The sequence below is a fragment of the Mobilibacterium timonense genome, assembly GCF_900155555.1.
GTDB lineage: Bacteria > Bacillota > Clostridia > Peptostreptococcales > Anaerovoracaceae > Allobaileyella > Allobaileyella timonense.
The window spans coordinates 231,129-252,987 of the sequence record NZ_FUHN01000006.1; the positions used below are offsets into that span (position 1 = coordinate 231,129).

General features: G+C 56.2%; 17 protein-coding genes. 16 read left to right on the forward strand and 1 reads right to left on the reverse strand.

Annotation, left to right across the window (positions count from 1 at the left end; translation table 11 throughout):
* Positions 1 to 107 precede the first annotated feature (107 nt).
* From BQ7382_RS02005 to BQ7382_RS02055, 11 genes are all read left to right on the forward strand, one after another.
* Positions 108 to 1,646 (forward strand): aminotransferase-like domain-containing protein, encoded by a 1,539-nt coding sequence (locus BQ7382_RS02005; RefSeq protein WP_077390468.1) that lies wholly within the window; start codon positions 108 to 110, stop codon positions 1,644 to 1,646.
* Positions 1,647 to 1,682: 36 nt separating this feature from the next.
* The gene (locus BQ7382_RS02010; protein ID WP_077390469.1) at positions 1,683 to 1,946 is read left to right on the forward strand and encodes an ACT domain-containing protein; all 264 of its coding nucleotides are present in this window, start codon (positions 1,683 to 1,685) and stop codon (positions 1,944 to 1,946) included.
* An 18-nt stretch (positions 1,947 to 1,964) separates the two neighbouring features.
* Positions 1,965 to 3,323: a PFL family protein gene (locus BQ7382_RS02015; protein WP_077390470.1), complete on the forward strand. Its 1,359-nt coding sequence runs from the start codon at positions 1,965 to 1,967 to the stop codon at positions 3,321 to 3,323.
* Positions 3,324 to 3,677: 354 nt separating this feature from the next.
* Positions 3,678 to 4,103: a GntR family transcriptional regulator gene (locus BQ7382_RS02020; RefSeq protein WP_077390471.1), complete on the forward strand. Its 426-nt coding sequence runs from the start codon at positions 3,678 to 3,680 to the stop codon at positions 4,101 to 4,103.
* Positions 4,103 to 4,798, forward strand: a complete 696-nt coding sequence (locus tag BQ7382_RS02025; RefSeq protein ID WP_077390472.1) for an ATP-binding cassette domain-containing protein — start codon at positions 4,103 to 4,105, stop codon at positions 4,796 to 4,798. The genes BQ7382_RS02020 and BQ7382_RS02025 overlap by 1 nt, the downstream gene beginning before the upstream one ends.
* On the forward strand, positions 4,792 to 5,520 hold the full coding sequence (locus tag BQ7382_RS02030; protein WP_144082059.1) for a hypothetical protein: 729 nt from the start codon (positions 4,792 to 4,794) through the stop codon (positions 5,518 to 5,520). Before BQ7382_RS02025 ends, BQ7382_RS02030 begins: the two co-directional genes overlap by 7 nt.
* A gap of 72 nt (positions 5,521 to 5,592) precedes the next feature.
* Positions 5,593 to 6,843, forward strand: coding sequence for an exonuclease SbcCD subunit D (locus tag BQ7382_RS02035; protein WP_077390474.1), 1,251 nt, complete (start codon positions 5,593 to 5,595; stop codon positions 6,841 to 6,843).
* Between the two features lie 10 nt (positions 6,844 to 6,853).
* Positions 6,854 to 9,790 (forward strand): AAA family ATPase, encoded by a 2,937-nt coding sequence (locus BQ7382_RS02040; protein WP_077390475.1) that lies wholly within the window; start codon positions 6,854 to 6,856, stop codon positions 9,788 to 9,790.
* 278 nt (positions 9,791 to 10,068) lie between these two features.
* Positions 10,069 to 10,929 carry a pyridoxamine kinase gene (locus BQ7382_RS02045; RefSeq protein WP_077390655.1) on the forward strand — a complete coding sequence of 287 codons (861 nt, stop codon included), beginning with the start codon at positions 10,069 to 10,071 and terminating at the stop codon, positions 10,927 to 10,929.
* A 120-nt stretch (positions 10,930 to 11,049) separates the two neighbouring features.
* Positions 11,050 to 11,694 (forward strand): C40 family peptidase, encoded by a 645-nt coding sequence (locus BQ7382_RS02050; protein WP_077390476.1) that lies wholly within the window; start codon positions 11,050 to 11,052, stop codon positions 11,692 to 11,694.
* A 183-nt stretch (positions 11,695 to 11,877) separates the two neighbouring features.
* On the forward strand, positions 11,878 to 13,299 hold the full coding sequence (locus tag BQ7382_RS02055; protein WP_077390477.1) for a glutamate synthase-related protein: 1,422 nt from the start codon (positions 11,878 to 11,880) through the stop codon (positions 13,297 to 13,299).
* A 201-nt stretch (positions 13,300 to 13,500) separates the two neighbouring features.
* On the opposite strand, the gene BQ7382_RS02060 is transcribed toward BQ7382_RS02055, so the two are convergent.
* Positions 13,501 to 14,823, reverse strand: coding sequence for a C40 family peptidase (locus BQ7382_RS02060; RefSeq protein WP_077390478.1), 1,323 nt, complete (start codon positions 14,821 to 14,823; stop codon positions 13,501 to 13,503).
* A 958-nt stretch (positions 14,824 to 15,781) separates the two neighbouring features.
* Here BQ7382_RS02060 and BQ7382_RS02065 point away from each other — a divergent pair.
* From BQ7382_RS02065 to BQ7382_RS02085, 5 genes are all read left to right on the forward strand, one after another.
* Positions 15,782 to 16,873 carry a PTS transporter subunit IIC gene (locus BQ7382_RS02065; RefSeq protein ID WP_077390479.1) on the forward strand — a complete coding sequence of 364 codons (1,092 nt, stop codon included), beginning with the start codon at positions 15,782 to 15,784 and terminating at the stop codon, positions 16,871 to 16,873.
* Positions 16,874 to 17,030: 157 nt separating this feature from the next.
* On the forward strand, positions 17,031 to 18,344 hold the full coding sequence (locus tag BQ7382_RS02070) for a cytosine permease (RefSeq protein WP_077390480.1): 1,314 nt from the start codon (positions 17,031 to 17,033) through the stop codon (positions 18,342 to 18,344).
* Between the two features lie 46 nt (positions 18,345 to 18,390).
* Positions 18,391 to 19,422, forward strand: coding sequence for a M29 family metallopeptidase (locus BQ7382_RS02075; RefSeq protein ID WP_077390481.1), 1,032 nt, complete (start codon positions 18,391 to 18,393; stop codon positions 19,420 to 19,422).
* A 223-nt stretch (positions 19,423 to 19,645) separates the two neighbouring features.
* Positions 19,646 to 20,986: an MATE family efflux transporter gene (locus BQ7382_RS02080; RefSeq protein WP_077390656.1), complete on the forward strand. Its 1,341-nt coding sequence runs from the start codon at positions 19,646 to 19,648 to the stop codon at positions 20,984 to 20,986.
* 30 nt (positions 20,987 to 21,016) lie between these two features.
* Positions 21,017 to 21,859, forward strand: coding sequence for a carbon-nitrogen hydrolase family protein (locus BQ7382_RS02085; protein WP_077390482.1), 843 nt, complete (start codon positions 21,017 to 21,019; stop codon positions 21,857 to 21,859).

Here is a 21,859-nt window from a genome sequence, read left to right on the forward strand (position 1 = left end):
CTTCTCCACGGCCGTGAAAAGACCGCCGCCGCTTTTGAACAGTGCCAGTATAGAAGCTTTATCTTAATTGCCCTTAAATTGATTCTTAAGTCTTGATTAATGTTACAATGGCATGTATAAAAAAAGACCTGAGGCAGTTCGACGTGAAACGGATAAGCGACGAAGGAGACAGAGGGGTAATACCGGACAGGATGGAAGGCGAAATGGAAACGAAACAGAAAAAAAGAGAGACTGATCAGGGGCTCCGCACGCTTCCTCTGTCGTGGCGCCCTGACAGAGGAAGGCTGAACAGGCCAATATACAGATCGATCGCCCAGATGATGGAATCGGACATAGAGAACGGATACCTGACGCCGGGGACCAGGCTCCCCGCTCAGAAGGAACTGGCAGAGTACCTGGATGTGAACACGACCACCGTTACCAGGGCCTACAGCTTCTGCCAGGAAAAGGGGATGGTGTATTCCGTGCCGGGGAGCGGCACGTACGTGGCTGGATCCGTCCACTTTCCGGAGCCGGAGGGTGTCATAAAGTTTCGCAGAGATCAAGTGGACCTTGCATCACCTGCGTATTTTGACAGGTTCAACGACGTGGTCACCGAAGGGGTAAGGAATGTCGTGATAACCTCAAGCCTGAGGGACCTTCTCGACTATTCATGTCCCGAGGGGATACCATCTCACAAGGCTGCCGGCATCAGCTGGCTGAGGAACGTGGGTCTGCGCACCGTGCCGGACCACCTTGCAATAGTTCCCGGCGCGGCCGAAGCACTGAGCATAGCGATGCTCACTCTTTTCCGGGCGGGAGACAGGCTGGCGGTGGATCCATTCGTGCCGGAGCGTCTGATAACTCTGGCGCGGCTCATGGGGATACAGCTGGTGCCCGTGCCTTCAGATAACCACGGGATGATCCCTGGGGAGCTGGAGATCATCAACAGGCGGACACCTATTACGGGAGTGTATCTCATGCCGTCATGCAGCGACCCGGCCGCGATCTATATGACGGAGGAGAGGAAGCGGGCACTTGCGGGCGTCATACTGAGAGGGTCCATGATACTGGTGGAGAACGATCCGTTCGCCTTTTTCACCGCGGACGTGAATCCCGACTACCAGGGGCCTGTGGCCAGGCTGGTGCCGAACCGGGCGGTGTACATCAGTACCGCGGCTGAGCCGGTGAGCGGCAGCCTCAAGGCGGGGTACATGGTGGCCGGAGACATGGTGAGAGGCCGGCTTTTCAGGGGCCTGGAGGCCATGGACCTCAGGACATCTGCAGTGAGTGCCGCGGTCCTCACCAGACTGGTGACCAGCGGAGCGGCGAGGGAGATAGTGGGCAGGAAGCGGAGGCTGGCCATCGCAGCCAACAACATCTTCGACTCCTGCATGAACAAGTTCTACTCGCCGTCGAAGAGGAACGTGGGCAACCCGCTTTCCTTTTACAGGTGGATCCCCCTCAAAGGGCGGACCAGCGGGACAACGATAGAGAACGACCTGGAGGATCTGGGAGTAAAAGTCGCCCACTCCTCCCGGTTCGCAGCGGATCCGGAGAACAGGGACTCGTTCCTGAAAATAACACTGTCAGGAGCCCACACAGACCTTCAGCTGGAGCTGGGCCTGGAGACTGTTTTCAGATATATTAAGAGCAAAGGACTGTAAACTTAGGAAAGCTTTGATTCGAAGGGAGAGACCACAATGAGAAGCATCATTTCAGTTATCGGGAAAGACGAGGTAGGGATCCTGGCCAAGGTCAGCACGCTCTGCGCAGAACACAACGCCAACATTGAGGCGGTGACACAGCATGTCGTGGAAGGCTATTTTTCCATGACGATGATAGCCTGCGTGGACGACATGGACTGCTCCATCGGGGAGCTCCAGGAATTCCTGGACAAGGTCCTGCCGGAGACCAAGAACCACGTGATGCACGAGGATATTTTTCACGCCATGCACAGGATCTGAGCCCGAGTGGAGGAGAACATGTTTGAAGTAGGAGAAATAAGAGAGACCATCGACATGATCGATGAGGAAAATCTGGACGTCAGGACCATAACCATGGGCATATCCCTGCTCGACTGCGTGGACAGCGACATCGACCGGTCCTGCCGCAAGGTGGTGGAAAAGATAAAAAAATGTGCCGGAAAGCTCGTGGAGACCGGCGAAATAATAGAAAAGAGGTACGGGATCCCGATCGTCAACAAGAGGGTGTCCGTGACTCCGATAGCCATGCTGGCCGGTGCCAGCGGCGGCGACCCGGTTAAATACGCAAAAGCTCTGGACGAGGCAGCCCGGGCCATCGGGGTGAACTTCATCGGAGGTTATTCCGCACTTGTGCAGAAGGGCTTCGGTCCTGGAGACAGGGAGCTGATCGAGTCCATCCCGAGAGCCCTTGCGGAGACCGAAAGAGTGTGCTCTTCGGTCAACATAGGGAGCACGAAGGCGGGCATCAACATGGATGCTGTAAAAACCATGGGCACCGTTGTCCGTCAGTGTGCGGAGCTCACGGCTGACAGGCAGTGCGTGGGCGCCACAAAGCTGGTGGTTTTCTGCAACGCGCCGGAGGATAATCCGTTCATGGCGGGAGCCTTCCACGGAGTGGGAGAACCTGACTGTGTTATAAATGTTGGAGTCTCCGGCCCGGGAGTGGTGAGGGCCGCCATCGCTTCCATGGACGATGATGCGGACCTCCAGCAGGTAGCTGAGAAGATCAAAAAGACCGCATTCAAGGTCACCCGTATGGGCCAGCTGGTGGGTACAGTCGCCAGTGAGATGCTGGGAGTTCCGTTCGGGATCGTGGATCTGTCCCTGGCCCCGACCCCTGCCGTGGGAGATTCGGTGGCCCACATCCTGGAGGAGATCGGCCTGGAAAGAGTAGGTGCCTGCGGCACCACCGCGGCTCTCGCCATGCTTAACGATGCCGTGAAAAAGGGCGGTGTCATGGCCTCCAGCACCATCGGCGGCCTGTCCGGTGCCTTCATCCCGGTGACAGAGGACGCGGGGATGATAAGGGCTGCCAGGGAGGGAGTCCTGACGGTCCAGAAGCTCGAGGCCATGACCGCCGTCTGCTCGGTCGGCCTGGACATGATAGTCATCCCGGGCGACACCACGGCCGAGGTTATATCCGCCATCATCGCAGACGAGGCAGCCATCGGCATGATCAACTCCAAGACCACCGCGGTCAGAGTGATCCCTGGCATCGGTCTCAAGGAAGGCGATGAGTTCGACTACGGCGGCCTCTTCGGATCCGGCCCTGTGATGCCTGTCTCAACACTTTCGCCTGCGAAGATGATAAACAGAGGCGGGCGGATCCCGGCACCGATACAGAGCCTGAAGAACTGATCGGCTTGTGGATCTGACGGCTGGGAAAAATCGTTGGATAGAATATAGAAATAAGCAGAAAGATCTCCCTCTCGGGTAATGTAGAAGCACCCGGGAGGGAGATCTTTCATTTTGTCACGAAAAGGAAGGCGGCAAAACCACCCGTCCCTCTAAAAACGTAAAAAACTTTTTTCCAGAAAACTCTTGACATACCGTACAGCATGTATTAATGTCTTATTGTATTAAACACGTAATACAATAAGACAGACCAAAAGAGAAACACCTGTAGCGCCGCAGGCCCGGAGCAACGCAAGCGTCGCGGGCGTATGCAGGCACTGGAGGCCAAGTTATCAGAAAAAGATTGGGAGGAAACAGATGGCATGGGAATTTAAGAACGGCATTCCCATCTATACACAGATAGTGGACGAGATGGTAATGCGCATCGTCTCAGGCAAGTACAAACCAGGGGAAAGGCTCCCTTCCGTAAGGGACCTGGCTCTTGAGGCAGGAGTGAATCCGAATACTATGCAGAGGGGACTCGGAGAGCTGGAGCGCCGGAAGCTCATCTACACAGAGAGGACGAGCGGGAAATTCATCACAGAGGATGAAGAGGTTTTGAAGGAGTTGAACAACAAGATGGCAGAGAAATACGTATCCCGGCTGATCGAGGAGCTCAGCAGCATGGGACTGGACAGGGATCAGATCATACAGGCGGTGATGGCCGGGCTGGAAGAAGAGAGTGCGAGATCCGGAGAGAGCGAGTCGTCCGGGAGAGGTGAGAAAGAAAGGAAGGAAGCGTAATGGGCATTTTGCAATACAGGGAAGTAACAAAGAGATACGGAAGCAGCCTGGCCCTCGACCACCTGGACCTGGATCTGGAGCCTGGAAGGATCGTAGGGCTCCTGGGGCCGAACGGAGCCGGCAAGACGACCATGATCAAGATGGCGGCCGGACTTATCAAGCCATCTGCGGGGACCGTCCTGGTGGACGGCATGGAGCCCGGGAAGGAGACCAAGGCCGAGACGGCCTACCTGTCCGACAGGGTGGTCTTCAGCGATTACATGACCGCGCAGGACCTGGTGAAGATGCATGAGGAGTTCTTTAAGGACTTCGACAGGAAAAAGGCCGTGGACATGCTCATCTCCCTGGGGATAAAGGGGAGCATGAAGGTCGGCGAGATGTCCAAGGGCACGAAGGAAAAGCTCCAGCTGATCCTGGTGATGAGCCGCAGGGCAAAGGTTTATCTGCTGGATGAGCCGGTCGGGGGCGTTGACCCGGCGGCCAGGGACTACATCCTGGACACAATAATCACCAACTACTCTCCGGACGCGCTGGTGGTGATCTCCACCCACCTCATCAGCGAAGTGGAATCCGTGCTGGACGACATCGTCTTCGTCAAGGAGGGAAAGATCTTCCTCCACAGACCGGCGGACGAGCTGAGAGAAGAAAACGGCAAGAGCGTAGAAGAACTGTTTAAGGGGGTATTCAAATGCTAGGACATCTTTTGAAATACGACATTCGCTGGACAGGGAGAAGGATGCTCCCTCTGTACGGACTGATAATCGCGGTGACGGCCGCCATGAGGATAATGGATCTGATAAAGGTCGGAGGGCCGGTCTCCACACTGCTCCAGATCGGCTACGTAGTACTGGTGACGGCCATCTTTGTGATGACCCTGGTGGTCATCGACAGGGGCATCAAAAATCTCCTGGGCGATCAGGGATACCTTTTCCTCACCCTGCCGGTAAAGACGAGCACGCACCTGTGGTCCAAGATCATAAACGGTCTCCTTTGGGTCATCCTGTCCATGATCACAGGGTTTATCACCATCGTTATCATGACGCCGTACGAATCGGGAGAGTTCTTCAGTTTGGATTCCAATCTCCAGTGGAGCAGCGAGCTCACTCGATATACCGTATACGGTGCAGGCATCATCATCTGGATGCTGCTGGCGCTTTCCCTGGGGATCCTGATGATCTACGCCGCAGAGACGATCGGACACCTGGTGAGAAAATACAGGGCACTTCTCAGCGTGGCGGCCTTCCTGGTGATGTTCATAATAGAGGTCAACATCACGGTGAAACTGTTCTCAGTTCCGACGGATGTCCACTCTGTCGGGATCTTCCTGGGGGCGAATATAGCGATCACGACAGCGTTTTTCGCAGTGCTCTTCCTGATCACGAATTACCTGCTCAAGAATAAGATAGATCTTGATTAAAACACGCCGGGAGCTTATATGGCTCCCGGTTTCTGTTATACTGGTGCCGTAGCTAACATGCGAGGAGGCCATATGAAGATTTTTCACCTGTCAGATCTGCACATCGGTAAGCGTGTATACGAGTATTCCATGATATCGGACCAGGAGTACATCCTGGCCCGGATCCTGGAGATGATCCGTGAGGAAAAGCCGGACGCACTGATCATAGCCGGCGACGTGTACGACCGCCCGGTGCCGCCGAGGGAGGCTGTGACCCTGATGGACGTTTTCCTGGAAAAGGCAGCGGAGCTGTGCCCCGCTGTTTTCATGATCAGCGGCAATCACGACTCTGCGGAGAGGATCGCCTTTGGCGGGGGCCTCATGGAAAAATCTGGCGTCTATCTCTCCCCGGTGTACGGCGGCAGCCTGAAGAGGGTCAGGCTGGAGGACGGAGAGGGGCCGGTGGACTTCTACCTGCTGCCTTTTGTGAGGCCCGTCAACATACGGAAGGCTCTGGAAGCGCAGGGGTCTGAAAACGGAGGATCGGCTGAAACGCCGGATGCGCCGGAGTCTCTGGGTGAACTGGAGATCGCGGGAGCCCAGGAAATGCAGGATGCGCAGGAGATCCACACGTATACGGAGGCTGTGGCCCGCGCCCTAGAGGGTCTACCTGTGGATCATGAGGCCAGGAACGTGCTGGTCTCCCACCAGTTCGTCACAGGAGCTTCCAGGTGCGAGTCCGAAGAGGTGAGCATCGGAGGCCTGGACAACGTGGATGCCAGCGCATACAAGGGCTTCGACTACGTGGCACTGGGCCACATCCACAGCCCGCAGAACGTGGCGGGGGAGGAAGACCAGGTCATCAGATATTCGGGTACGCCGCTGAAATATTCTTTTTCGGAGGCCGGCCAGGAGAAGACGGTCACTGTCGTAAACCTGGAAAAGGGGAAAAAGCCCGCGGTGGAGACGCTGAACCTCACTCCTCTCAGGGAGATGGTGGAGCTGAGGGGGAGCTACGAAGAGGTGACGGCGAGGAGTTTTTACAAGGGGACGACCTGGCAGGAGGACTACGTCCACATCACCCTCACGGACGAGGAGGACGTTCCGGATGCCGCGGCCAGGCTCAGGACCATATACAAGAACCTGATGCGTATCGATTACGACAACAGGAGGACCAGGAGCAGCTGGACGCCGGATGGCGGCGAAGAAATAGCAGAGAGGTCGCCTGAGGAGCTGATAGACGAATTTTTCCAGAAGATGAACGACCGGGAGATGAGCCGGGACCAGAAAGACTTGTGTACAAGTATACTGAGATCCCTGGACGAGCAGGAGCCGGAGAGATAGGAGGGGAAGTATGAGACCTGAGAAACTTGTTTTGTCCGCCTTCGGACCCTACGCCGGGGAGACCGTGATCGACCTGAGCAAGCTGGGCACTTCCGGACTCTATCTCATAACCGGAGACACGGGAGCGGGAAAGACCACCATTTTCGACGGGATAATGTACGCGCTCTACGGCAGGACCAGCGGCGACGACCGCTCCGGGGCTATGATGCGCTCCCGCTACAGCTCGCCGGACACCGCGACCTACGCAGAGCTCTTTTTCCAGTACAGGGGAAAGCACTACAGGGTCAGGAGGAACCCGGGTTACATGCGCCCTAAGAAGCGGGGGATGGGCATGGTCGAGGAGAAGGCCGACGCCCAGCTCGAGCTGCCCGACGGCACAGTGGTCGCGGGGATCTCCAACGTGAACCGTGAGATCCAGAGCATCATCGGGCTGGACGACAGGCAGTTCTCCGGGATCGCCATGATCCCACAGGGTGAGTTCCGTAAGCTCCTGTACGCCTCGACGGATGAGAGGATAAAGATATTCAGGCAGCTTTTTCACACGGAGCTTTTCAGCGATTTTCAGAGGGAGCTGAAAAAAAGGGAGATGGAGCTGCGGAGGGAGAACGAGGACCTGCACACGAGGATCAGGCAGATAGGCGACGGCGCAGACAAGAGGGTGATCGGGATCCCTGCTGAGCCAGGCTGCGAGGGCGGAAAGGACGGTGGCACCGCTGATGCCGCGGCGGATGTCGGGCCGGACGAGACCGAAGCGGCAGAGGCTGAGACTTATGAGGCAGATACGGCAGAAGCCGTCGAGGCCATAGAGAAGGCTGCCGCAGGCGATGCGCCACTGGAGGACATGCTCACCGCCATGGACGTGCTTATAGCAGCCAACGAAGAGAATTCCGGGCGGCTGGAAAAGGCCAGAAAAAAGCTGGACGGTGAGATCTCTGAGCTGGACCTCGTGATCGAAAAGGGTCGCCGGCGGGACGAGCAGGTCAGAGAAAAGGAACAGGCACTGAAGGACATCGAAAAGTGGCAGGCGTCACTCGAGACCGCCGAAGGGATCCGCAAGGAGTGTCAGAAGAAGGTCAAGGATGCCGCGGATCTGGACCGGAGGGCGGCGCTGCTGCAGGACTCGCTCGGTGATTACGAGAAGCTGGATGGACTTTGTTCCAGGATAAAGAGGCTGAAGTCCCGGGGAGATGAGCTGGCCGGGGAGTCGGAAAAGCTGAAGGAGGAGGAACAGGAGGTCGCCGCCGGGATCCAGCGGGGACAGGATAGAGAAGCGGCCGTCCAGGGATGCGAGGGCAGGCTTTCAGAGGCCTTCAACGCCGGGACCATGCTGAAAAAGGAGATACAGGACCTCCAGCAGGCCGTGGATTCAGCGGAAAAGGTCGGGAATCTCATGGAAAAGAGGAAGCTGGCCGTCGGGCGCTTCGGCAGGGCGCAGTCCGCGGAAAAAGAGGGAGATCGTAGATACGAGGAGCTGTATCACGGCTTCCTTGAGTCCCAGGCCGGGATCATGGCGGGCGAGCTAGAGGAGGGCCGGCCGTGTCCGGTGTGCGGGTCTGTGGAGCACCCGGCCCCGGCCGTCAGGAAGGAGGGCGGCCCGGAGAAGGCTGATGTGGAGGCCGCCAGGAAGGATCTGGAGGGCCTGCGCAAGGCTCTTGACCGGTGCAGCCGTGAGGCGGCCCAGGTTGGCGGTGAGCTTTCAGCGGCCGCTTCTGAGCTCAACAACAGGGCCGGGGCCCTGGGGCTCGAGGCAGCTGTTGACATTTCGGTGCCGGCCTCTGTGGAGGCTGTAATAAGCGAAGCCTCTGAGATAATTAATAAGAAGGAAGAGGAAAAAGCTGAAAGGGTCAGGGAATACAAAGCTGCAAAGGCGCAGGTCGACGAGCTGGAGAAGCTCAGAGATACCCTACCGAAGCTCAGGGAGAAGGAAGCGGACATCAGGAACAGCATAGCCGGGAACCGGGCGGAGTCTGTGAAGAATGAGACCGAGATGAAGGCGGCACAGGATTCTGCCGGGCAGCTTTCTGGCAAGCTGGAATATTCTGGCAAGGCAGAGGCGGAAAAGGAGATAAGGAGGATACAGGATCTGCAGGGCCAGCTCAGGAAGGCAGCTGAGGATGCAGATAAGAGATCCAGAGATGCAGAGGGCGAACTCAGGAAGGCAGAAGCCCGGCTCGGAATGCTGGAGGGGGCGCTGGCCCGCCTGCCCGTTGTGGATACGGAAAAGGAAACGGGCAGGCGGCAGGTCCTTGCCGCCAGGCGCGAGCGGCTGGAGGGCCTGGCGGCGGACCTGGCAGGCCTCGTCCGAGGCCTGGACCTGGCAGGCCTCGTCCGAGGCCTGGCCGGCGCCCGGCGCAACGGCGAAAAGCTGATCCGAGAGGAAAGCAGAAACCGGGAACAGTGGAAAGAAGTGAAAGACCTTTCCGACACCTTCAGCGGAAGCGTGACCGGCCGTGACAAGATCCAGCTGGAGACCTATGTCCAGATGCACTACTTCGACAGGATAATAGCCCGGGCAAACACCCGGTTCATGGTAATGTCGTCAGGGCAATATGAACTGAAGCGCAGAGCCGCTGCCTCAGACAGAAAAAGCCAGGCCGGCCTCGAGCTGGACATCATCGATCATTACAACGGCGCGGAGAGGGAAGTTAATACCCTCTCCGGAGGCGAATCCTTCATGGCTTCGCTTTCTCTGGCCCTCGGCATGGCCGACGAGATACAGGCATCGGCGGGAGGCGTTCAGCTGGACACCATGTTCGTCGACGAGGGCTTCGGGACGCTGAGTCCCGAGTTTCTGGATCACGCCATACAGGCGCTGGGAGGTCTGGCCCAGGGGAACCGTCTGGTAGGGATCATCTCCCACGTGGCGGAGCTCCGGAATCGCATAGACAAGCAGGTCGTCATAACAAAGACCCCGTCACAGGGCTCGGTCGTAAACATAATAAGCTGACAGCACCGCGGCGGCCCCGGGCAGCCGATGCCTGGTTATAGCATTGCGCGGCGGCGGTTCCGGGCCGCCGATCCGGAACACTGATCTCGAGCTGATTATCTGTAATTTGTGCTTTTTGCTATTTCTTTGAAGTACAGATCCCTCGCAAACGGCCGTTGTACTGGGGAATACGAAAAAAACTCTTTTCATCTGTATCTTGAAGGAAGACCGGAAAAAGCTTAACATATTCAATGACGTTGGTGGCGCTGAACGTGCCGCTGTTTTTTTGGAGGATGATGATGAAAAGGATAGTGACGATCCAGGATATTTCCTGTGTAGGCCGGTGTTCCCTAACGGTGGCTCTCCCGATAATATCGGCAATGGGCATCGAGACGGGGGTCATCCCCACGGCGGTGCTCTCGAACCACACGGCATTCGAGGAGGGATTCACATTCCACGATCTCACCGATGAGATCCCGGGGATCCTGGACCAGTGGCACAAGAACGGGTTCAGATTCGACGCCGTATACAGCGGATACCTGGGCTCGAAGGAGCAGTGCGATCTGGTGATAAGGCTGTTTGACGAATTCACGGACGAGGATGCCCTTCGCTTTGCAGATCCTGCCATGGCAGACTTCGGCAAACTGTACCCGGGCTTTTCCCGGACTTTTCCACAGGACATGAAGCGCGTCTGCGAAAAGGCGGATGTGATCGTTCCCAATCTCACGGAGGCATGTCTGATGACGGGGACTCCCTACAGGGAGGACTACTCCAGGGACGAACTGAAGGAGCTGATCAGGTCTCTGGCGACCGGCAACGTTAAGTACAGCGTTCTCACCGGTGCGCCCAACGGGGATGACCGGCTCGGCGTGCTGTGCTACGACAGGTTCGCGGACGACTTCCACGAGTACTACAACGAGAAGGTGCCGATGCAGTTCCACGGTACGGGGGATATTTTTGCAAGCACCATGGCGGGTGCTCTGACAAAGGGCCTCGGCATTGACGAGGCCATGAAGCTGGCGGTGGATTTTACACTTGAGTGTATGAAGAAGACCATGGCAGATCCCGACAGAAAATGGTACGGAGTGAATTTCGAGGAGGCGATCCCTTTCCTCGTGGGAGAGCTGGAAAAGCGCGCTCAGAGCGGAAAATCTGTATAACGTGCACAAAAAGTGAAAGGCTTTTTCACAGACCTGTCACAACAAATGAATATAAAACCGATATCTTTTTAACTGATAGCAGAAGTTTTATGACCCATCGGAGAAGGACAGCGGTTTTATATGAACAAAAGAGTAAAAAAGTTGACTGACGAGCTGCTTATCACTTTCATCGCCATGGCCATGGTGCTGCTGTTTTCCATGACTCAGATGGTCCTCGTGGCCCACGCCCAGAGCGAGCCTGAGGTCGATGTCGTGGAAGGGATCGGGGACGTGATCACCCAGGCGGGGACCGATGCTGCGGTGAACGCCGGAGGCCAGAAGTCGGTGGTACAGCGGTCAACAGAGCAGATCGCGGCGTCCACTGAAGTCCAGAGCGTTATTCAGGAACAGGAAAAACAGAAGGAAGAGGAGGCCAAGGCTGCGAAGAGGCAGGAGGTCGTGGACTTCGCCATGCAGTTCATCGGCAATCCGTACAAGCTGGGAGGCATCAGCCTCACCGACGGATGTGACTGCTCAGGCTTCGTTTACTCCGTCTACCGCCACTTCGGATACGACATGCCGAGGGTTGGCTTTGAGGACCGGTTCACCAGGGTGTCCTTCGACGAGCTCCAGCCTGGAGACATCATCTACTACACAGGCCACTACACCATCTACATCGGCAACGGCCAGGAGATCAGCGCGGAAAACGAATCCAACGGCATTCGCGTCAGGGACCTGAGCTTCAGGTACGGCAGGAGGATCTGCGCCTGCAGAGTCATCGTCTAGGTCAGCCCGGTGAGGGGTTGCCATAAGCAGTGTGCCGCACCACAACACAAAAGAAGAACGGCCGGGGATCGTCTCTCAAGCGAGAGGTGCTCCCCGGATTTTTTATGTGGCCAGCCCCGCCCGGCTGTTATAAAATGTTTCCGAAGGTTGCACTCTACAGAAAACAACAGCGAGGTAACAGCTATGAAAAAATACAGATGTCTGGTCTGCGGAGCGGTTTTCGAGATCGAGGACGGCAGGGAACCGGTATGTCCTGTCTGTGGCGCTCGGGGAAAAGACCTTGAGCTTCTGTCGGCAGATGGCGAGAATGAGTCGGAAGTGCGGGCTGCGGCCGCTGCGGAAGCCGCGGGAGTGTTCGAGTCCCACTGCGAAGATGAGCCGGATCTGAATTTTACAGCACCGTACGAGCGACACGACGATTCCATCCCTCACATGGACGACATCCACCGCATGGCGGTGACGGGGGAGCCGATTTCGGGTGCAATGGCCACGGATCTGCCCCTTCCGAAGTGGGACGATATCCTCATCCTGGGCGGGCAGCTGGCACACATGCCTCTCGAGAACGACGAGCCCGTGTCCACCACTACGGTCATCGGCAAAAATGCGAAGAAGCCCATGATCCTCGACAGTCCTGTTTACGTCACCCACATGTCCTTCGGAGCCCTTTCAAAGGAGGCGAAGGTGGCTCTCTCCAAAGGGAGCGCCATGGCGCATACGGCAATGTGCTCCGGCGAAGGCGGCATTCTTCCGGAAGAGATGGCGGCTGCGTACAAATACATTTTCGAGTACGTCCCAAACCGATACAGTGTGACGGACGAGAACCTTAAAAACGCCGATGCCATCGAGATCAAGATCGGCCAGGGCACGAAGCCGGGGATGGGCGGTCATCTCCCCGGGGAAAAAGTCACTCCGGAGATCGCCAGGATCCGGGGAAAGAAGGAGGGGGAGGACGTGCAGAGCCCTTCCCGTTTCCCTGGCATCAACAGCAGAGAAGACCTTAAAGCTCTGGTGTCTGAGATCAGGAGCCGCTCCGACGGACGCCCTGTCGGCGTGAAGATCGCCGCCGGACACATCGAGGAGGATCTGGACTTCATACTCTTTTCCGAGCCCGACTTCATAACCATCGACGGCAGAGGGGGAGCCACCGGCTCCAGCCCGAAGCACCTCAGGGACGCCACCAGCGTGCCTACTATATATGCTCTCAGCCGTGCCAGAAAATTCCTGGACCAGCGCAAGTCCGACGTGGAGCTCGTGATCACGGGAGGCCTGCGGATCTCCTCTGACATAGCAAAAGCCCTGGCCATGGGCGCCGACGCCGTCGCCATTGGCACAGCCGCAATGATCGCTGCGGGCTGTCAGCAGTACAGGATATGCGGTTCCGGAAAATGTCCGGTCGGGATCGCCACACAGGATCCCGAACTGAGGAAGCGCTTCGACGAGGACGCCGCGGCCAAGAGAGTAGGCAACTTCCTGAACGCCACGAAGGCGGAACTCAGGACTTTTGCCAGAGTCACCGGCCACAGGATCATCCACGACCTCACCACAGGAGACCTCATAACTCTGGACAGAGACATCGCAGAGATAACGGGGATAAAGAGGGGCTGACAACGGCAGTGAGATCAGTAGAAAGATCCTCTTCCGGATGCTGATCATCCGATTAGAACAGAAACATGATACTGTTCTGTCTCGATAAAACAATTTAAAAGAAGCTCATCCTTCAGCCTCTCTGGCCATCGGATGAGCTTCTTTCAATTACCCGATCATTCAATTTTTGAACGATTCAGCTTCGATCACCGTGTGCCGTAGCTAGACGATGACTCTGCATGCGCAGATCCTTCTTCCGAACCTGAAGCTCAGCGTCCTGATCTGTATGCCGTTTCTCTCGTTCTCTGCACTGATCTCCTGGTTGTTTCCAATGTAGATCGTATAGTGGGTGTCGTAGCGGATGATGTCTCCCGGCTGCAGGTCGCTGAAGGAGACCCTCGTGTACTTGTTCTCGAATCCCAGTCTTGGCACGTTGTATCCGAAGTGCCTGTACACGTAGTAAACGAATCCGGAGCAGTCGGCGCCACCCTTTGTAGGGTCGGTGCCGCCCCACTTGTAAGGGTAACCTACATATTGTTTAGCAAAAGCGACCAGATGGAGGCGCTTCTGTGCGGTGCTCTGAGCCGCAGCCTTTTGAGCGGCCTCCTGAGCGGCCTTCTGTGTAGCGGCCTTAGCAGCAGCTTCTTGGGCAGCCTTCTGTGCAGCGGCCTTCTGCGCGGCTTCCTGAGCGGCCTTTTCCTGGGCAGCCTTCTGTGCGGCTTCCTGAGCGGCCTTTTCCTGAGCAGCCTTCTGTGCGGCCTTTTCCTCTGCTGCCTTCTTAGCAGCAGCTTCCTGGGCAGCTTTCTGAGCTGCGGCCTCCTGAGCAGCCTTTTCCTCTGCTGCCTTCTTGGCAGCGGCTTCCTGAGCGGCCTTCTGCGCGGCCTCCTGAGCAGCCTTTTCCTCTGCTGCCTTCTTGGCAGCGGCTTCCTGAGCGGCCTTCTGCGCAGCAGCATCCTGTGCGGCCGTGCTGTCAGAAGAAGCAGACTGACCGGAAGAACCGGACGTCGTGGATCCGCTGGTCTGTGTCTCCTGGTTGGTCGTGCCGGAACTCTGGCCATTGCTCTCGTTCTTAGCCGATTCTTCCTTTGCGGCCTCGGCAACGTTGAGCGGTGCGTTCACGCTGGTCTCGATCACTGCCTTGCAGGAACTCAGGGCCGTATTGGAGCCTGTTGTTACCGTCGCCACATCCGTGCTGGAGATAACTCCATCAGAGGAAGCCTCTGATGTCTCAGTCCCCTCATCTGTGGAGGCTGTGGCTGTTGAAAGCCCGCTGAGCCCGGCGCTGTCCGCCGCCTTGGAAAGGATCTGAACGGCCGGCTGTGACTTATCGGCGATCGTCGTGGTGGCGTTTTCCAGGAAAACACCTACTGTATCTGCTGCCTCAGCAGAACTTGTTTTTGCCACCGATACCACGTGGCCAAACTGAGCCTGCTGGACCCAATCAGCGTCTGCGTAAGGCTGAATGATGTCCATAGCCATGAAAAACACGGCTCCCGTAGCTACCGCAGTAAATGTGGCCAGGTACTTTTTAGTCTTTCTCTTCATCTCTCCATCCTCACAAATAACGAATTATAAAATATTATCGTCAAATCACTGAGATAATACCATAAAACTTTTATTGTAACAATACCAAATTAATATTATCGTAAAGTTATCGGCAATGAGCATGAGGCGCCAGCACTTAGCAGTTGCGAAAGGATGGGATTATACGAAGCTTTTAGGTTTGCCGCGGCATTTGCGGGCTGTCTGCTGATCTGAACACATGCTTTTCCAGTAAAAATTGTTGTTTTTCGGCGTTTCCCTGGAAAATTGCCGCCGTTTATCACGTGAAAAAAGTACATGAGCGTACAATCTAGTGTGTTTATCCTTATTACTACATACATATTCACATCGTGCGATATTTGCCATAGCCTGTACCATAAACATCACACGATTTGGTCACAGCAGAATAAATATCTACCTTACTGTGACCGCACTGTGAGACACCTTGTAGATCTCTGAGCCTCAGCATCTCAACTATTCCCAAAAATTCCAGGGGAAACGCCGAAAAACGGGCATGTGGAGTGGAATCAGGATTCTGCATAAATATTATTTCGAGGATCTGACAACTGTACTCATCGTTTTAGCAGAAATTCTATGGAACTGTATATTGACTTTTTTGCAGATCTGAGATCTGCTCCATCCGGATTCTAATAGTTTTCAATTAAGTTCACGATCATGCCATCTGACAGCCTTGAGGTCGGCCACATCAGCACGAATTCGCATTTGACATGCACATTCCTGGTAGTGTACTATGACATAACATGTGACAAGACAGTTAGATCCCGTTGGCACGCGACGTTTCGCGATCCACAGAATCTACGGGCAGGAAGAGTTCATCTGATCAGCCCGCCAATTCGCTGCGTCTTGCGATCCACAGCGCTTAGCTTCATTGTGCGATCGCAGTATCTTGCGCACCGCAGCGCCACCTACCAGAACATCAACAGAAAGGCATGACACTCATATGGAAAATTTCAGAAAGTTTCTCAAACGCAAAAACATAGAGATATCCCTCCGGCGATACGGGATCGACGCCCTGGGCGCCATGGCCCAGGGCCTTTTCTGCTCGCTGCTGATCGGAACGATAATCAACACCATAGGAACCCAGTTCGGCATACGGGTACTCTGTGACCCGGTGGCCACCGTTGGAGGAATAGAGTATACGGTGGGAGGTCTCGCTTCCGCCATGAGCGGACCTGCCATGGCCTGTGCGATAGCCTACGCGCTGCAGGCGCCGCCGCTGGTGCTCTTTTCCATGATAGCAGTGGGCTTTGCCTCTAATGCCCTCGGAGGAGCGGGCGGGCCGCTGGCCGTGCTCTTCGTGGCCATCGTCACAACAGAAGTGGGAAAAGCCGTTTCCAAGGAGACGAAGGTAGATTTGTTGGTGACACCGCTCGTGACAATAGGTCTGGGCGTCGCGCTTTCCGCCTGGTGGGCGCCGGCGCTGGGGGCCGCGGCAATGAAAGTGGGGGCCGTCATCATGTGGGCTACGGAGCAGCAGCCGTTCCTCATGGGAATGATAGTGTCCGTCGTTGTGGGCATCGCTCTCACGCTTCCGATATCCTCGGCGGCCATCTGCGCGGCGCTCAATCTCACTGGCCTCGCCGGCGGTGCTGCGGTGGCGGGATGCTGCGCACAGATGATAGGCTTTGCGGTGATATCCTTCAGGGACAACAAGTGGGGAGGTCTGGTCTCCCAGGGCATTGGAACGTCCATGCTCCAGATGGGCAACATCGTGAGGAACCCTAGGATCTGGATAGCCCCGACTCTTGCCTCGGCGGTGACAGGACCGATGGCCACATGCCTTTTCCACCTTGAAATGAACGGAGCCGCCGTTTCCTCCGGCATGGGCACCTGCGGCTTCGTGGGACAGATCGGAGTCTACAGTGGATGGGTGGCGGACATTGCCGCGGGAACCAAGGCCGCCATCACGGGTATGGACTGGGCCGGACTCATACTCATCTCCTTCGTCCTGCCGGCGGTACTGTCGCTCGTGATAAACGGCTTTCTCAGAAAAGCCGGTTGGGTAAAAGACGGCGACATGAAGCTGGACTGATGGCCAGGGTGGATCGGCGGCATTACTTGGTGATATTGTATAAAATAATGTGTAAGATTTTATTGAAAAAGACAAAGCCATTTGCCCCACAATACGGTATAATACTTTAGCGCGTTAAAGCAACGCGCTTTTTGAATATCGCAAATCGGAGGGTATTATGGATGAGATGAAGAAGGCCGGGGGCGGCATGGAGACCACGACCCTGGCGGAAGTTCCCATGGAGGAACGAAAGAGCTGGATAGATGTGGCGATGATCCAGGCCGGGATCATGATCTGCGTTCCGAGCCTGATGCTGGGGGGAATGCTCGTCGAGGCGATGTCCTTTAAAAACGCTATCATATCTGGCGTGATCGGGTATATCGTAGTCGCGGTGCTGTTCTGCCTCATGGGAGTGATCGGCAGCGACATCGGCCGCCCGACCTGCGTTACTGCGATCGCAGGATTTGGCAGGACGGGTACCCGCTATGTAATCAGCACGCTGATCTTCATCTCGATGATAGGATGGTTCGCGGTGCAGACGAGCGTCTGCGGAAATGCGTTTTCAAACCTGATCAAATCGTCATCGGGAGCGGACTTTCCGCCTCAGGCCAGCATGGCGATATGGGGACTTATCATGCTGGTCACCGCGGTATATGGCATCAACGCACTGGACTGGCTGAACAGGATCTCGGTACCTGCTCTGTTTGTGATCACGATCGTGGGAACGGTCCTGGCTGTACGCAAATTCGGCACGGGCAATCTGTTCAATGACCCTGCGGACCCGAGCATGACTATCGCAGACGGGATCGTCCTGACCGTCAGCTTCATGGCGGCAGGGTGCCTGGCGGCTTCGGATATCACTCGTTTTCAGAGAACGAGGAGAGACACGATCCTCTCCAGCGTTCTCGGCGTTTCGCCGGCGGGGATCCTCATGGTCGTTCTGGGAGCCATCATGACACGTGTCGCACAGCAGTACGACCTTACACAGGTATTTGTCATGGTGGGGCTGCCGATACTGGGAATGATAGTCCTGATCGCGGCAACGTGGACGACGAACACGACTAATGCATATTCAGGCGGCATCAATGCCGTCCTCATGCTGAGGCTTGCAGATGACAAACGCTGGCTGGCGACGATGGTCTCCGGAGTCCTTGGGACGATCTGTGCGCTGCTCGGGCTGGCTGATCACTTCGAGGCGTTCCTGTATATCCTCGGCGACCTGCTCCTGCCGACGATGGGCGTGATCCTGGCGGACTACTGGATCCTGGGAAGAGGAAAGCCCGAGAACTTCCACATGCCTATGGGCTTCAACTGGCTCGGGATCGTATCATGGCTCGCAGGTTATGCGGTGATCAAGCTGATACCTTACGGCATCCCGTTCGCACAGGGGATCATCGCAGCCGGACTGCTTTATGTAGTTCTGACGAAGCTCATCGGGCGGCCGCAGGATAAGCCGGGTTACGTTGACACTGAGCTGACGGACAGGCTGTAGCGGATCCGTTTCTTGATAAAGTATTGGTATATACGGGAGGTAAAAAATGTTCAAGTATGAGCTGCAGAATGCGGCGGACTGTCTCGTGAAGGACATGTTCCAGGTGAAGAGAGGGGAGACCGTGGTGATCACTGCGGATACCTGCTCCTATGAGGACGTGGTGGATGCGGTGGCCTCCAGTGCGACGGCGGCCGGTGCGAAGCTGCTGGTCATCAACATGCCGACACCGGGAGGCGTGGGAAAGGCCGCCGATCCGGATCTGCCGGTAGAGGCGCTGTCGGCGGTGCTCACGGCGGCAGACGTCTGGATGGAGTTCAATCACCAGTGGCTGCTTTATTCCACGCCTTTTGAGAACGCCATGAGGGACAACGAAAAACTGCGTTACATGTGCCTCGTAGATATCGATGCTGCGGTATTCACCCGCATCATCGGATCTGTGGATCTCAAACAGCTGAAGAAGTTCATGATCGCGGCGAGAGAAAAACATCTTGGAGCGAAAGTCATGAGGGTGACCACGCCGGCCGGTACAGACGTGTCCTTCGAGATCGACCCAGACCATCTGATGCAGCTGGACTACGGTGACGCCTCGGCCCCGGGGATGTGGATGGCGCCGGGACAGTTCAACATCGTTCCGCGGTTCGGGACCGTTAACGGAAAGATCGTCTTCGACGGCACGGTGACGCCGCCTTTTGGCAAGAAGCTTTCGGAGAACATCTCTCTGACCGTGGAAAAGGGAGTGATCCAGAAGATCGAAGGCGGAAGCGAGGCGGCCCAGTATGAAGAATGGCTTAAGAGCTTCGACGATCCGGGAATGTTCAAGATGGCTCACATCGCCTACGGATTCAACCCTGGAGCGATCCTGACCGGGAACGTGGTGGAAGACGAGCGCGTATGGGGATGCACAGAGTGGGGCATCGGATACGTCAGCCCTGTGGATGCGCCTCCTGCCGGACAGGATGCCGCCTCCCACACCGACGGGATCTGCCTGAACACCAGCGTGTGGCTGGATGGAAAGCAGTTCCTGGAGGAAGGGCACGTCGTGGATCCTGAGCTTAAAGCTATTTCTCCGATCAAATAGAATAAGAAAAAACATCGTGAGTTTCATGTGATCACCAAAAGTCAGACTTTTTTCTCCAGCGTTGATCCGCTGGAGTTTTTTGCGTGGGCGCTGTGAAAAACCTGTTCGTTTTGCCCCTGTGCAAGTTGAAAAATTTTATCATGGCGAATAGAATGAAGAGGAGTTTATCCGGATAGCAGAGAGGAAGGTATTCATGACATCGGACAGTAAGCACTCAATTGATATGCTTAATGGACCAATACTGGGAAAACTCAGTTCACTCGCACTTCCAATAGCGCTGTCGAGCATTCTGCAGCAGCTCTTCAACTCCGCGGACACGGCGGTAGCTGGAAAATTCGCTTCCAGCCAGGCCATGGCGGCGGTGGGAAGCAACGCTTCCGTAATAAATCTGATAATAACCCTTTTCGTAGGGCTTTCCATAGGAGCCAACGTGGTGGTGGCCAGCTTCATAGGAAGAAATGAGCACCACAGGATCCGGAAGGCCATAAACACATCTATGATAGTTGCCGTTGCGAGCGGGGTGTTCCTCGCGGTCTTCGGCATGATCGTGGCTCCGGAGATCCTGAAGCTGATATCCTGCCCGCCTGATGTTATAGGAATGGCGACACAGTATCTCAGGATCTATTTCCTGGGCATGCCATTCGTGATGATATACAACTTCGGCAGCGCCATACTCCGGGCCGACGGGGATTCGAGAAGGCCGCTTTACGCTCTGATAGTGGCGGGGATCGTAAACGTCTTTCTGAACCTGTATTTCGTGATCGTGTGGCACATGGCCGCCGCTGGAGTCGGCCTCGCCACCACCATTTCCAATATCATCAGCTCCATGATGATCCTGACGTTTCTTTTGAGAGAAAAGGGCTATCTCCGCCTGGACCTCAGTAAAAAGCTGGAGTTCGACAAGGGCATTTTCAGGAAGATGGTGGCCATCGGCCTCCCGGCAGGCCTGCAGGGAGCGGTGTTCTCCCTTTCCAACGTCGTGATACAGTCGGCGATAAACAGCTTCGGCTCAGACGCCGTTGCGGGATCCGCCGCAGCCCAGAACTTCGAGTTCATCTGCTGGTTCATGATAAACGGCTTCGGCCAGGCGGCCACGACTTTTACCAGCCAGAACTTCGCCGCGGGCGACAGGGCGCGGTGCAGGAAGATATACATCAGAGCCACCATGGCGGGCCTGTCCCTGACGCTGGCGATGTCCCTGATATTTTTCATCGGGAGATATCCGTTCCTGCACATATTCACATCTAACGACGTCGTCATGAAATACGCACTGACGAGGCTGTGCGTTGTCGCGCTGTTCGAGCTCCTGACAGGTACCTACGAGATCCCTGGGGCCTGCCTGAGGGGAATGGGAATGTCCATGATACCGGCGGTGGAGACGCTCATCGGCTCCTGCCTGCTGAGGATACTCTTCGTTGTGACCATATTTCCGCACCACCACAGCTTTACGCTGCTCATGGCGGTGTATCCTATGAGCTGGGTGATCACGGGTATAATCGTGACGAGCACCTATCTCCTCACGAGAGAGAAGATCTTCGAAAAGATGTCGAAGCACATCTCTTGATCCGGATGACACACAGGAGGCTTTTTGAGAATGGAGACAAGAAGATTCACCATAGCCCAGATCCAGCAGAAGGTCAGGGCAGATAAAATGGAAAACGTGGAGCAGCTCGAGAGGGCGCTCGATTCTGTAAGCGGAAAGGCTCAAGTGGCAATGGCGGGCGAGATGTTCTGCTGCCCGTATGAGACGAAAAACTTCCCGGTCTACGCCGAGGAAGAGGGCGGCCCGGTATGGCAGCGCCTGAGCAGGGCGGCTCGTGACAACGGACTCTATCTGGTGGCCGGCTCCATGCCGGAGAGGGACGGCGCGGGAAGGATCTACAACACCTCCTATGTCTTCGATCCGCAGGGCCGCCAGATCGCGAAACACCGCAAGATATACCTTTTCGACATAGACGTGGAGGGTGGACAGAGCTTTCGGGAGTCGGACACCCTCACCGCGGGAGATCAGGTCACGGTCTTTTCCACGGAGTTCTGTACAATGGGACTCTGCATATGCTTCGACTTCAGGTTCCCGGAACTCGGTAAGCTCATGGCGAAAATGGGGGCAGAGGTGATTCTGGTGCCCGCTGCATTTAATATGACCACAGGCCCGGCTCACTGGGAGCTGATGCACCGCCAGCGTGCTGTGGAGGACCAGTGCTTCGTGGCGGCAACATCCCCGGCCAGAGACATGGCGGCTTCATACCACGCATACGGAAATTCCATGCTCGTATCCCCTTGGGGTGAGACAATATACAGGCTGGGAGGAGAAGAGGGCATCATGATCAACGAGGTCGACCTCGGCCAGGTGGACAAGGTCCGCCGGGAGATCCCGCTCCTGAGCAGTGCAAGAGATGATGTTATCTGTCTTGAGAAAAGAAGGAAGGAAAAGTAA

Bases quoted from the DNA above. Each gene is read 5' to 3' on its own strand.
- BQ7382_RS02005 (WP_077390468.1), top strand. From the start codon at position 108: ATGGCATGTATAAAAAAAGACCTGAGGCAGTTCGACGTGAAACGGATA.
- BQ7382_RS02010 (WP_077390469.1), top strand. From the start codon at position 1,683: ATGAGAAGCATCATTTCAGTTATCGGGAAAGACGAGGTAGGGATCCTG.
- BQ7382_RS02015 (WP_077390470.1), top strand. From the start codon at position 1,965: ATGTTTGAAGTAGGAGAAATAAGAGAGACCATCGACATGATCGATGAG.
- BQ7382_RS02020 (WP_077390471.1), top strand. From the start codon at position 3,678: ATGGCATGGGAATTTAAGAACGGCATTCCCATCTATACACAGATAGTG.
- BQ7382_RS02025 (WP_077390472.1), top strand. From the start codon at position 4,103: ATGGGCATTTTGCAATACAGGGAAGTAACAAAGAGATACGGAAGCAGC.
- BQ7382_RS02030 (WP_144082059.1), top strand. From the start codon at position 4,792: ATGCTAGGACATCTTTTGAAATACGACATTCGCTGGACAGGGAGAAGG.
- BQ7382_RS02035 (WP_077390474.1), top strand. From the start codon at position 5,593: ATGAAGATTTTTCACCTGTCAGATCTGCACATCGGTAAGCGTGTATAC.
- BQ7382_RS02040 (WP_077390475.1), top strand. From the start codon at position 6,854: ATGAGACCTGAGAAACTTGTTTTGTCCGCCTTCGGACCCTACGCCGGG.
- BQ7382_RS02045 (WP_077390655.1), top strand. From the start codon at position 10,069: ATGAAAAGGATAGTGACGATCCAGGATATTTCCTGTGTAGGCCGGTGT.
- BQ7382_RS02050 (WP_077390476.1), top strand. From the start codon at position 11,050: ATGAACAAAAGAGTAAAAAAGTTGACTGACGAGCTGCTTATCACTTTC.
- BQ7382_RS02055 (WP_077390477.1), top strand. From the start codon at position 11,878: ATGAAAAAATACAGATGTCTGGTCTGCGGAGCGGTTTTCGAGATCGAG.
- BQ7382_RS02060 (WP_077390478.1), bottom strand. From the start codon at position 14,823: ATGAAGAGAAAGACTAAAAAGTACCTGGCCACATTTACTGCGGTAGCT.
- BQ7382_RS02065 (WP_077390479.1), top strand. From the start codon at position 15,782: ATGGAAAATTTCAGAAAGTTTCTCAAACGCAAAAACATAGAGATATCC.
- BQ7382_RS02070 (WP_077390480.1), top strand. From the start codon at position 17,031: ATGGATGAGATGAAGAAGGCCGGGGGCGGCATGGAGACCACGACCCTG.
- BQ7382_RS02075 (WP_077390481.1), top strand. From the start codon at position 18,391: ATGTTCAAGTATGAGCTGCAGAATGCGGCGGACTGTCTCGTGAAGGAC.
- BQ7382_RS02080 (WP_077390656.1), top strand. From the start codon at position 19,646: ATGCTTAATGGACCAATACTGGGAAAACTCAGTTCACTCGCACTTCCA.
- BQ7382_RS02085 (WP_077390482.1), top strand. From the start codon at position 21,017: ATGGAGACAAGAAGATTCACCATAGCCCAGATCCAGCAGAAGGTCAGG.